13 protein-coding genes and 1 riboswitch are annotated in these 12,713 nt (G+C 31.1%); of the genes, 4 read left to right on the top strand and 9 right to left on the bottom strand.

Going from position 1 to position 12,713, the window contains the following annotated elements:
* Positions 1-49 precede the first annotated feature (49 nt).
* The 7 genes from CKL_RS06480 to CKL_RS06450 all read right to left on the bottom strand — a co-directional run bounded on the left by CKL_RS06480 (position 50) and on the right by CKL_RS06450 (position 7,286).
* Positions 50-1,027 (bottom strand): dipeptidase, encoded by a 978-nt coding sequence (locus CKL_RS06480; protein WP_012101703.1) that lies wholly within the window; start codon positions 1,025-1,027, stop codon positions 50-52.
* 47 nt (positions 1,028-1,074) lie between these two features.
* Entirely contained in the window at positions 1,075-1,827 is a 753-nt protein-coding gene (locus tag CKL_RS06475; RefSeq protein ID WP_012101702.1) for an ABC transporter ATP-binding protein, read from the bottom strand.
* The gene (locus tag CKL_RS06470; RefSeq protein ID WP_012101701.1) at positions 1,827-2,783 is read right to left on the bottom strand and encodes an ABC transporter ATP-binding protein; all 957 of its coding nucleotides are present in this window, start codon (positions 2,781-2,783) and stop codon (positions 1,827-1,829) included. Before CKL_RS06470 ends, CKL_RS06475 begins: the two co-directional genes overlap by 1 nt.
* A 12-nt stretch (positions 2,784-2,795) precedes the next feature.
* Positions 2,796-3,677, bottom strand: a complete 882-nt coding sequence (locus CKL_RS06465) for an ABC transporter permease (RefSeq protein WP_012101700.1) — start codon at positions 3,675-3,677, stop codon at positions 2,796-2,798.
* 11 nt (positions 3,678-3,688) lie between these two features.
* Entirely contained in the window at positions 3,689-4,693 is a 1,005-nt protein-coding gene (locus CKL_RS06460; protein ID WP_012101699.1) for an ABC transporter permease, read from the bottom strand.
* A 157-nt stretch (positions 4,694-4,850) separates the two neighbouring features.
* On the bottom strand, positions 4,851-6,440 hold the full coding sequence (locus tag CKL_RS06455; RefSeq protein WP_012101698.1) for an ABC transporter substrate-binding protein: 1,590 nt from the start codon (positions 6,438-6,440) through the stop codon (positions 4,851-4,853).
* Between the two features lie 306 nt (positions 6,441-6,746).
* Positions 6,747-7,286: a helix-turn-helix domain-containing protein gene (locus CKL_RS06450; RefSeq protein ID WP_012101697.1), complete on the bottom strand. Its 540-nt coding sequence runs from the start codon at positions 7,284-7,286 to the stop codon at positions 6,747-6,749.
* Positions 7,287-7,692: 406 nt separating this feature from the next.
* Here CKL_RS06450 and CKL_RS06445 point away from each other — a divergent pair, with 406 nt between their 5' ends.
* The 4 genes from CKL_RS06445 (at position 7,693) to CKL_RS06430 (ending at position 11,073) form a co-directional block, all read left to right on the top strand.
* Positions 7,693-9,006 carry a replication-associated recombination protein A gene (locus tag CKL_RS06445; RefSeq protein ID WP_012101696.1) on the top strand — a complete coding sequence of 438 codons (1,314 nt, stop codon included), beginning with the start codon at positions 7,693-7,695 and terminating at the stop codon, positions 9,004-9,006.
* Positions 9,007-9,056: 50 nt separating this feature from the next.
* Positions 9,057-9,932, top strand: coding sequence for a metallophosphoesterase (locus CKL_RS06440; RefSeq protein ID WP_012101695.1), 876 nt, complete (start codon positions 9,057-9,059; stop codon positions 9,930-9,932).
* Positions 9,933-10,039: 107 nt separating this feature from the next.
* Positions 10,040-10,150: riboswitch (SAM riboswitch) on the top strand.
* Positions 10,151-10,282: 132 nt separating this feature from the next.
* Positions 10,283-10,567, top strand: a complete 285-nt coding sequence (locus CKL_RS06435) for a DUF2325 domain-containing protein (protein WP_012101694.1) — start codon at positions 10,283-10,285, stop codon at positions 10,565-10,567.
* A 98-nt stretch (positions 10,568-10,665) separates the two neighbouring features.
* A complete protein-coding gene (locus CKL_RS06430) occupies positions 10,666-11,073 on the top strand; it encodes a DUF3788 domain-containing protein (RefSeq protein ID WP_242652541.1) in 408 nt (135 codons plus the stop codon).
* Between the two features lie 82 nt (positions 11,074-11,155).
* On the opposite strand, the gene CKL_RS06425 is transcribed toward CKL_RS06430, so the two are convergent.
* A complete protein-coding gene (locus CKL_RS06425) occupies positions 11,156-11,929 on the bottom strand; it encodes a histidinol phosphate phosphatase (protein WP_012101692.1) in 774 nt (257 codons plus the stop codon).
* Positions 11,930-12,066: 137 nt separating this feature from the next.
* Entirely contained in the window at positions 12,067-12,657 is a 591-nt protein-coding gene (locus CKL_RS06420) for a hypothetical protein (protein ID WP_012101691.1), read from the bottom strand.
* Positions 12,658-12,713: the final 56 nt, after the last annotated feature.

Here is a 12,713-nt window from a genome sequence, read left to right as displayed (position 1 = left end):
GAAACTGTTCATAGCTATTTCAAAAATCGCTAATAAACAGCCCCTATCATTATACTAGTATATCTCTCACTATACGTTCCATATTTTTATAAGCTATTTTTTCCAGTTCATCATTATTATATCCTCTTTTTTTTAGAACATTTAATAAATTTGGTATTTTTGAAGCATCCTCAATACCTTGGGTTTTTATATATTCTTCATCCTGAAGCGATTTAAGAGTTTTAAAATCTAAATAATTTGCAAAATCAAGTCCAAATCCTACATGATCTATGCCAATTTTATCTACTATATAATCCACATGATCTGCCAACTTTTCTACGCATGGATTTTCAGCATCCACAAAATCCACCCAAGAATTAACTCCTATAACTCCATTTCTTTCTCCTATGGCTTTAATTTGATCATCTTTTAAATTTCTAACACTGTTACATAAGTTATATACATTAGAATGTGAAGCTATAAATGGTTTTGTAGTATTTATATATATATCCCAAAAAGTACTTTCATTCCCATGAGATACGTCAATTATCATTCCTAATTTCTCCATTCTTTTTACTAACTTTACACCTATTTGGGTAAGTCCCCTACGTTTATTTGGGCTTTTAACCCCTGTGGCAAATTTATTTTCCTCATTCCAAGTAAGCATAGCATGTCTAACTCCAAACCTATACATTACATTTATAAGACTTATGTCATCTCTGAGTCCGCTTACACCTTCCATTCCCATTATTATTCCAAATTTATTTTCTTGATTTAATCTAATTAAATCACTATATTTATATACAATACCAGCATGCTCTTTCATATCTTCTATTTCTTCAGAAACAGCACCCATTATCTGAAGGGTTCTCCATGTGGGATCTTCATTAACATAGAGAGGTTCAATCCATATTCCTAAAATTGAAGCCGCTACATCTCCTTTTTTCAATTGGTCTATATGATACTTTCCTATAATATTCCTCTCGCCTTTTAATCGTCTTACAGTAATATCTGTAAATATATCAGAATGTGCATCAAAAGCTTTCATTGCAATTTACCTCCAAGTTAGCTATTCCATGTTATCTATAATAATTTTTACTTCAATATACTAGAAATCAATCTCTTTGTATAATCATGTTTAGGACACTCAAATACTTCTTGTGCATTTCCCATTTCAACGAATTCCCCTTTATACAAAACTCCTACCCTGCTGCTTATATACTTCACAACAGCCATATTATGTGAAATAAATAAATAGGTTATATTTTTTTCTCTTTGTATATCCTTTAAAAGATTTAAAATTTGTGCTTGCACAGATACATCTAATGCAGAAGTAGGTTCATCTAAAATCATAACTTCCGGCTCTGTAATTATAGCCCTAGCAATAGCTATCCTCTGCCTTTGTCCGCCAGAAAATTCATGGGGATATCTATCTAAATACTGTTCTTGAAGGCCAACACTTTTTATAAGCTTTACAAGATTTTCCCGAGTCCCCTTTTTACTCCTAATGGATTTTGGCAATGCTAGAAGAGGTTCTGAAATTATACTCTTTATAGTCATTCTAGGATCAAGTGAAGAACGTGGATCCTGGAATACAATTTGAATCTTTCCGTACTCTCCACAATTATATTTGTTGTTTTTCCATAGTTCTCTATCTTCAAAGATCACATTACCTGATGAAGGTGCATTTATTCCCACTATTATATTAGCAATAGTGGATTTACCAGAGCCAGATTCACCCACTAACCCAAAAGTTTCCCCTTTGTTTAATTTAAAAGAGACACCTTTAAGTGCAGAAAATTTCCCAAATACCTTTTTCAAATCTTTAATCTCTAAAATAGATTCCATCACTTATCAACCTCCCAGCAATAAAAAACATGATCCTCTGAAGCTTTTTTTTGTGGTGGAACTTCCCTCAAGCATCTACCAGTTTTTAAAAAACACCTAGAAGCAAATATGCACCCTTTAGGTCTATATCTAAGATCAGGTACTTCTCCCTTTATTTCTTGAAGTCTTATATCTGGCTGAACTTTATCTGGAAGTGCATTTAGAAGTGCTTTTGTATAGGGGTGCTCTGGTTTTTCAAGCACATCTTTCGTATATCCCCTTTCAAGTACTTTTCCCCCATACATTACACAAACTTTATCACTTACGGTTCTTACTACACTAAAGTCATGTGTAATTAATAAAACAGCAGTATTTCTTTTCTTTACAAGTTCTTTCATTAAATTTAATATTTCAGCTTGTATGGTTACATCCAGTGCAGTAGTAGGTTCATCTGCAATCAAAAGTTTAGGCTCATTACACATGGCAAGACAAATAACTATTCTTTGTCTCATACCTCCTGAAAGTTCAAAGGGATATTTATTGGCTATATATTCCGGGTTATCAAAATGAACATCTCTTAAATTTTTAAGCATTATTTCTGCTGCTTTTTCCTTTGAAACTCCCGAATTTTGTATTATTACATTTAAAATTTGTTTTCCGACCTTCATGGTAGGATGAAGGGCAGTCATAGGTTCTTGAAAGACCATACCTATTTTTTTACCTCTATATTCCTGTATTTCTTTCCTATTTAATTTTAGAAGATCAGTATTTTCAAATAATACTTGTCCATTTTCTATATTTGAATTTCTATCCAAAAGTCCTAGTATAGAATAGGCTGAAACAGATTTACCTGATCCCGATTCTCCTACTATGGCAAGTATCTCACCTTTATCTACAGAAAAAGATACATTATCAAGTACATAAATTCTCCCTTCAAAAGTATCAAAGGATATAGATAAGTTTTCTACATTTAACAAGACATTTTCCTCCTATCTTGAAGATTTAGGGTCAAGTACATCTCTTAAACCATCTCCTATCAGATTAAAACCAGTTGAAGCCAAGAAAACTGCAAATCCAGGGAAAGTAGGATACCACCATTGTTCAAGCATGTACTTAAATCCTGTACTTATCATAGTTCCCCATTCTGGAGTTGGCGGCTTTGCTCCAAGTCCCAAAAATCCAAGTGTTGCTACAAGCAAAATAGTATCTCCTAGATCCAAAGTAACTTGAATAATTATAGGAGTTATGGCATTTGGAATAATGTGCCTAAATATTATATATACATTAGATAATCCAAAAGTATTAGCTGCCTTTACATACAGATTGTTCTTTAAAATAAGTGCCTCACCTCTGGCTAATCTCACATATACAGGAATTTTCACTATAGCAATGGCAAGCATAACATTAAACAAGCTAGAACCTAATATTGAAGCTATAACCATTGCAAGTATAAGAGTTGGAAACGCCAGCACAATATCCATTAATCTCATTATTATTTGATCTACATATCCACCAAAATATCCGCATACAGATCCTATAATGGCACCTATAAGCCCTGCAGTAACAACTACACTTATTCCAGTTGTGAGAGATATTCGAGTTCCATAAATAACCCTGGTCAAAATATCACGCCCAACTTCATCTGTTCCGAATAAATGTTTCATGCTTGGCCCCTGAAATCTATCTAGCATATTCATTTTCGTAGGATCATAATTTGTTATACAAGGTGCAAAAATAGCTAATAACGCCATTATTATTATTATAGAAAACCCCAGTATAGTCATTGGATTCTTTTTTATTTTATAAAGAATAATACTTTTATTTTTAGTTTTTTTATTTGACGTATCACCAGTTCCTAGCTCTAAGTTCATAAGTATTCCTCCTATTCTCTGGTCTGCGGATTCAAAATCATATATAAAATATCAACTGCCAAATTTATGAGAACATAGCCTATTACAACTATGATGGTAAATCCCATTATAGATTGAAAATCTAAAAATGCTATTGAATCAACTACATATTTACCCATTCCAGGCCAGTTAAAGACAGTTTCTGTTACTACTGCTCCCCCTAAAAGTCCTCCAAGTGATAATCCAACTACAGTTATTGTGGGAACTAATGCATTTCTAAGTGCATAAGATACAATTAAAAACCTTTCTTTTATACCATTTGCTCTGGCAGTTTTTATGTATTCTTCACTTAAAACTTCAATCATGCTTGATCTAACTTGTCTTGTAATTGTTGCAAGCTGAGCATAAGATAAGACAATTGCTGGCAATATAAGATGTCTTAGAGCATCTTTAAACACTTCAAAATTTCCAGTAAGCAAACTATCTATTGTTATAAGACCGGTTATTTGGGTATTAAAAGCTAAACCTAATGATAATCGTCCTGAAGAAGGAAGTAAATTTAGCTTGGAATAAAATATAAGTATTAAAATAATTCCTCCCCAAAATGCTGGAATAGAAACCCCTCCTATACAGAATATTCTTCCTAAATAATCTGTTATTGTATTTTGTTTTAAACTTGTTAAAACACCTAATGGAATTCCAACTACAAGTGCTATTAAAAATGCATATAAAACTAATTCCAAAGTAGCCGGAAAATATGTTGCCAAATCTGATATAACTGGTCGTTGTGTTCTTATTGACATTCCTAAATCTCCAGATAAAAGACCTTTCATATAAACAAAATATTGAACTATTAAAGGTTTATCTAATCCAAGCTGCTTCCTAATACTTATAAGTGTATCCTGTGAGGCTCTCTGCCCAGCCATCATTCTGGCAGGATCTCCAGGAATTACATGAGATAGGAAAAATACTATTATTGTAACTCCAAAAAGAACTAATATCATCATTAGAAGTCTTTTTATAATAATCTTTTTCATGTGTTTCCTCCTAAATATCAGTCAATTAAAAGTGACAAATCTTCAAATACACTTTTTAATAAGCCAGTCACTTTTAATTGGTTATTTGCAATTCATCCCAATGCGGTAATTAGCTAATACTCCCATCCTTTTCAAGATGGGAGACAAGTAATACTGCCTATTTGCTCATATTTTCCAAGTTGTATATTCCCTCTAACATTGGATTGTAGACAAATCCTTTTACATTTTTATTCATAGGTATAACAAAATCTTTTTGATATAGATAAACATAAGGTGCCTCTTCTATTACTATCTTTTGTGCCTGATTATATAAATTTTCACGTTGTGATTTATCAGTTATAGACGCTGCTTCTCTAACTAGAGTATCTACCGTAGAATTAACATAAAAAGCTCTATTACCTGCAAGTCCCTGGTTATTTGAATCAAACCAGTAGTTCATAAACATAAATGGATCTGCATAATCCGGACTCCAAACACCAAGTGAAAGATCAAATTTTCCCGAATCAAGCATATCTCTCATAGTTGCATAAGCTACTTTATTTAAATTTAATGTTATTCCAATATCTTTTAAATTACTTTGCAGGATCAATGCTTCTTGTTCCCAATTAGGGAATCTATCTGAGTAAAGTAATGTAAGTTGTAGATTACTCACCCCTGCTTCTTTTAACAATGATTTTGCTTTGTCAGTATTTTTAGTGTATTTAAAAGCAGATGCATTATATCCCCATAGTCCTTTCGGTACAGGGCTCGCTATTGATGAAGCATATCCATTCATAACTTTACTTATTATGGAATCATAATCAACAGCATAACTAATAGCTTGTCTTACTTTTGGATTTTGAAGTGCAGCATTACCTTTTGTACAGTTTAAATATACATACTCAACTAACAAACTAGATTTTTTTACAATTGAAATATTTTCATTACTCTTAAGTTTGTCAATTTGATCAATATCTATTCCTTCTGCAATATCCACATCACCTTTTTCAAGTTCAAGTCTTGCTGATGAAGCATCTGCAACCAGTTTAAAATATACATCTTTTAAAACCGGTTTTTTAGAATAATTAGGATTCAAACCAAGATGTATATAGGCTCCTTTTTTCCATTCAGTAAGTTCATAAGCACCACTTCCATCTGTGTGACTAGCCAAATAATTTTGAGCTTTATCACCATTTTGTTCATGACTCATAACTTTAGGATTTACTATACTACCATAGTTAGTAGCAAGTGTAGCTAAGAATTGAGGAAAAGCATTACTCAGAACAAATTGAACAGTGTACTCATCTGGTGTATTTATAGTCTTTATTACTTTAAATGTATCAGCTGGACCTTTATTCAGCGCAAGTATCCTTTCAAAAGAAAACTTTACAGCATTTGATGTAACTTCTGTTCCATCTGTAAATTTATGTCCCTTGTCTAAATGAAAAGTCCAGGTGAGTCCATCACTGCTTGTCTCCCATTCAGTTGCCAATGCTGGTTTTATATCTGTAGATTCACCATTAAATTGTACAAGTCTTTCATAGGCAGGATAGGTTATTTTCCATGCCATATTATCCATGGTAACACCTGGATCCAAAGTTCCCATATCTCCATTGATAGCAATAGTTAATTTACTTTTGTCAGATGAAGTAGAACCATTTGCATTGCTTGATGAACCTGTATTTCCACATCCTACTGAAAACACAGATAAACAAATTCCCATTAAAATTGCACATAACCTTTTTTTGTAATTTTTTATATTTTTCATTTTGCCCCCCAAGAATTTATTTTTTTTAATTTCTATATATTATTCTTAGATTTTATTTATTAAATATCATCTCCCCTACCTTCAATATATTGAATTAAAAAGTCATAAAAATCCTACTTAATTTATAATATTTCATTAAATATTATCACTATTTATTAATAATTTCAATATTTTTTAATGATTTTTATATTTTATTTCCTTTTTTTTATTAATGTATTAACAAAATCTCAATTATCTATTGATATTCAGTAGAAAGGAAAGTAGCTGCTTTGTATTTCATAATACTGAAAACTACCCTGGCTATTTTTAAAAACTAGGTGGGGTCATTGCCCATATAGATATAACTTTTTCATTTCCAACATTTATATACCTATGTGGTACATTGCTGTCAAAATATATGCTGTCACCTTCTTCTAAAATATATTCCTTATTGCCTAACTTAACTTTTAGTGTTCCCTTAATTATATAGCCACATTCTTCTCCCTCATGACATATAAGATCTTTAGTATTGCATTCTCCCGCCTCTATTTCTACTAACAGATATTCTATTTTTCCTTTGAGATTAGGTGACAATAGTTCATATGTTATCTTAGAATCGGGAAGAATTATGGTTTTTCTTTTGTCTTTTCTTACTACATTGTCTTTTTCTTCATATTCATCAAAAAAATAATTTATTGATACATTTAATGCTTTGGCTATTTTCCACAATGTGGTTACAGAAGGTCCTGTTATGTTTCTTTCCACTTGACTTATGAGTCCTGTACTAAGTTTCGCCCTTTCAGCCAATTGTTCTATACTTATACTTTTTTCCTGTCTTAATTTTCTAATTTTAAGTCCAAATTCCATAAAGTTCCCCCTTTATCCATTTAATTTTATATTGCTAAATTTTTTATTAATATTGTCTAAAATATTATCACCATTCAATTTCTTTTTCAATACTCTTTTATCAATGATACATAAATTTTCGTATTAAATCATCATTGAATTGAGTATATAATTTATAATTTATCAAAGATTGTATATGAAAATATTATGACAATTAATATATATTTTAATTGTCATAATATTTCGTATTGTTTTCTAGATGACTTTCTTGCATTTTATAGATTCTTATAAGGTAAATATGACATTCATAATGTTTAACAGATGAAGCAATTAAAACAAGAATATGTTCAAATATTGCTTTTTAAATTAAAAACTATCAGTTTTGCAGTATAATAATATAAAATAGTTTAAAAAGGATAGTGAAATTATGGATTTATTTGATATGGCTAATGAAAGAAATCACAAAGAATTAAAACCTTTGGCTGAAAGAATGAGACCGGAGACTTTAGAAGAATTTATAGGACAGGAACATATTTTAGGTAAAGATAAAATGTTATATAGAGCAATAGTTACAGATAATATTTCTTCTGTAATTTTTTACGGACCACCTGGTGTAGGCAAAACCACATTGGCAAGAATTATAGCCAATACAACAAAGGCAAATTTTTACGAATTGAGTGCTGTAAATTCCGGTACGGCAGATGTAAAAAAGATTATAAAAGAAGCAGAAAACAACTTGAAATTTTATTCTAAAAAGACAATATTATTTATTGATGAAATACATAGATTTAATAAAGCTCAACAAGATAGTGTTCTAAATGCAGTTGAAAAAGGTATAATTATATTGATAGGAGTTACCACGGAAAATCCCTACTTTGAGGTTAACAATGCACTTCTTTCCCGTTCTATGATTTTTCGACTAGAACACCTCTCTGAAAATAATGTAAAAAAAGCATTAAAAAATGCAATTGAAAGTCCAAAAGGGTTTAGTTATCTTAAAATAGAAGTAGACCCTAAAGTATTTGATTACTTTGCCCTGCACAGCGGCGGTGATATAAGAAAGGCTTTAAATGCTCTGGATATGGCAGTTAGAACTTCATCAAAAAAAGAAGATAAAATTTTTATAACCACAAAAGATGCAAAAGAATGCATCCAGAGGAAAATTACCTTATATGATAAAGGGGGTACATCCCACTATGATACTATCAGTGCTTTTATAAAATCACTTCGAGGCAGTTCCCCTGATGCAGCAGTATACTATCTTGGAAAAATGCTGGATGCTGGTGAAGACCCCATGTTTATCGCAAGAAGAATTGTTATTCAGGCCTCAGAAGATGTTGGAAATGCTGACCCCATGGCTTTAATAGTAGCCACAAATGCCATGAATGCGGTGCATATGATAGGCATGCCAGAATGTAGATACGCATTGTCTCAAGCAGCAATATACGTAGCATCAGCACCAAAATCAAATGCTTCCTGCATTGCAATTGATTCTGCGCTGAAAGATGTTAGAAGCCGCAGGGATTCTGGAATACCCCCTTATTTAAGAGATGCCCATTATAAGGGTGCAGAAAAATCAGGATATGGTACTGGTTATCTGTATCCACACTCTTACGGTGGATTTGTAAAACAGCAGTATTTACCTGATTCTCATAAAAATACTGTGTATTATAAGCCAACATCCAATGGATTTGAATCTAAAATTAAAGATAGATTAACTAAGCTCTGGGGTAAAAAATAATTTAATCAAATTTATATATTAATTGATGATCATGGAGGTGGAGTAGTCCTATGAAAATTATAAAAGGTAAAAAGTGTAAGACGATATTACCATATTTATCAATTATTCTTGTTACTTCTTCTGTCTGGTTATATTGGGGTAATGTGTCCATACAAAAAACGGAAATCAATATTAATAGTGAAAAGATTCCTGCCTCCTTCAACGGATTTAGAATTATTCATGTATCTGATTTACATAATGAAGAATTTGGACACAATCAAAACAAATTACTCAGGGCAATGAAGGAATCATCCCCAAACTTGATTGCTGTCACTGGGGATTTAATTGATTCCAGACATACAGATCTTCAAAAAGCACTGGATTTTATCAATGGTGCTGTGGATATAGCCCCGATATATTATGTTACAGGCAATCATGAATCAAGAATCCACCAATACGAAAAATTGAAAAAACACATGGCAGAAACCGGAGTTATCACATTAAATAATAAAGGTACTACAATCAAATGGGGTGTAGATTCTATTCGGTTGTTAGGATTAGATGATCCATCCTTTACAACAAACTACAATTTATCTGGAAGAAATGCAGCCATAATTGATGCAAAATTGAAGACTATGAAAAATGAGAGCAGCCACTACACAATCTTGTTATCACATAGACCAGAATTGTTTCACGTGTATGCAGATAATAGAATTGATTTGGTTTTAAGTGGTCATGCTCATGGGGGACAGATACGTTTACCCCTTGTCGGGGGACTTTTTGCACCAAATCAAGGCTTCTTCCCCAAATATTCTGAGGGCCTATATGAAAAGAACCAAACTAAAATGGTGGTCAGCCGAGGCCTTGGAAACAGCCTCTTTCCTGTCCGAATCAATAATCGCCCCCAATTAGTTGTTATTACACTGGTATCACAGCAGGATTTGTAGAGGTATATTTTAATCTCCTTTAAATTTAAAAAAATATAAAAATATTTATTTTTCTATTGACAAACAGTATATATATCTGTTATCATTTTTTCAATTGAATACGGAACTTCTTATCCAGAGTGGCGAAGGGACTGGCCCTATGATGCCCAGCAACCTGAATGATTTTTCATCATTCAACGGTGCTAATTCCAGCAGGTATAAAACCTGAAAGATGAGAAGCATGAAGGAACTCTTCTTGTGACTTATCTTACAAGAAGAGTTTTTATTTTTAATTTTTCTTAAACTATTTGGAATAGGAAAGAAGTTTATAAATACTTTTAATCTATATATTATAAGAAGGAGAGATTTTTATGAATATTTTAATTGTAGGAGGGGACAGACTTGATAATATTAAAAATAAGCTGAACAAATGTGGAATTAATAAAGTTAATCACATTACAGGTAGAAAAAAAGGGGATAAGAAAATAGAAATCCCTAAAAATACGGATGTAGTATTAGTACTTACAGATTTTATAGGACACAGTATGACTGAGATAATAAAAAAACAATCTAAAAAAAATCATACTTTAATTATGTTTTCAAAACGTTCATGGATATGTATTGAAGAAAACATAAAAAACATATTTATTGATTAAAGGTTAAGTAAAACTAAAAGAATATTCCTAAAGTTCTTTTAATCTAAAACTCGTGGATTAATTTTATAATAAGGAGTGAAGCTAAAGTGTACGAACGGATGCTTAACAAACAAATAATTCCATCATTAAATGATATATATGAAACTATTGGAAAGGAAAGTATTTTATATCTTGAAAAACTACACCAATTTATGATTGATTCTTATGAACTATCAATCAGACTTAAATTTCGTTTTGGAAGTGACCATGGATGGTGTTATAAATATTGCCATAAAAATAAACATATATGTTATGTTTTCTTTGAAAAGGGTGCGTTTACTGTAATTATTCAAATTGGTGAAAATCAATTAAATAAGCTATACAATAAGTTGGATAGTTTATCTTTAGAAGATAAAGATGCATGGAAAAATCAATATTCCTATAGAATCTTAAGCAATAAAAATCTAGAGGATATAAAATCCATTATAGCTATAAAAATGAATTCCATTAAAAAGAAAGTTTCTTAAAATATATATGCATATATCCATGAGTTCATTACATGTTTTAATTGCACACATTTATTATTTTATGCAGATAAAACTCTATGTACTAAAAACCTTTATCATATTCCATCAATCTATTTTTAAAATACACTATTTTTAAATTACAGAACTGCGAAATTTCTCTTGCCGCCATGAAATTACTTCCTATAGCTTCAATTTGGTGGGCATCGGAACCTATAGTTATATATTTTCCACCCAGCTGGTTATATCTTTTATAGATGTTTATCATATTCTTTACTGATATGTTCTTATCAAGTCTTCGTGTATTTAACTCCAGACACTTGCCTTCTTTTATCACCTTATTTAATATTTCATCTATTATATCAGAAAATTCCCCGTAGTATATTTCCTTATCTTCAAACTTAGCATATCTTGCTATATAATCAATATGCCCTAGACTATCTATAAATTGAAATTTATCCAAATTACCCAGTATAACTTCAAAATACTTAGCATAGGCTTCTCTTTTACTTTTTCCTCTATAATAATCTTCATAATAAAGATCTAGATTTTCTACCAAATGGACTGATCCAAGTACATAGTCAAAGGAATTATTTTTTATTAAATCACTACTCTCTCTAAAACAATCTTCTTTCATGCCAAGCTCTATTCCCAAAAGTAAATCATTACCCCTATATTTAGAATATAAATTAAAATAATCCTCTACATTAAAACAGAATGAATCTTTTTTGGGAAAATTAATATCCATATGTTCTGTTACTATACCTGATATATTCTTTTCTCTCATACATTTTATTGCATCTTCTATTTGCATATTTGAATCTGTAGAAAAAATTGTATGTATGTGTGTATCAAACACTGCATAATCCTCCCTAAAATTAAGAATTAAGAGAAAGTCAAAAACATTAACTGTCAAATAACATCAACTAAATTATTATATAATTAATGCTAAAACCTTCTCTCTTTATTTGATTAAATTTATAATTTTTTTATTACTTAAACAAATTCATTTACCTTTACACATTCGTCAGCACAGCGTGAAATTAAATCAGCTATTTTATCCACAGTTTCTTTAGTACAATCTCTTACCACTTCAGCTCCCAATTCTCCATTTTCCCATATGAATTGGTATACGTTTAAAAGTATGTTATCTCTTATACGGCAATAAAAATATTCTCTTTCCATGAACATTACCCTTTTATTCATATTCTCTATGCAGTTATATTTTTTTACTATATTTGCGGCATCGCTGCCTAAAGGTTCCCCTGATTTTAAAACTACATCTCCATCTACCACCTCTGTTTTTGAGGTATTGTCGATATCTGAGAGCATACTACTTACTTCGATTACTGAAGGCAGTGCTGATTTTTCCACCCAGTCATATATAACCTTTCTTTGTTTTCTCCATACTGTCATTATGTATACAATGTCAGCTTTTAATTCCAGGCTATAAGCATTAAGATCCCCAAATTCTTCACGTTTTGCTTTTAAAACATTTACTATACTTGTCTGCCAATAGCCTTTAGCATCCAATATAGGTTTTGTAGACGCTTCCACTAAGTCAGACAGCAATTTGTAATTATCCATTTTTACCCCTCCTAAAAACTCATACTTATATTATAATTCATTATCTCCAAAATTTG

It is taken from the genome of Clostridium kluyveri DSM 555 (assembly GCF_000016505.1).
In the GTDB taxonomy this organism is placed as follows: domain Bacteria; phylum Bacillota; class Clostridia; order Clostridiales; family Clostridiaceae; genus Clostridium_B; species Clostridium_B kluyveri.
The sequence above is the reverse complement of the archived record's forward strand: the minus strand, read 5'-3'. Positions and strand labels throughout refer to the sequence as shown.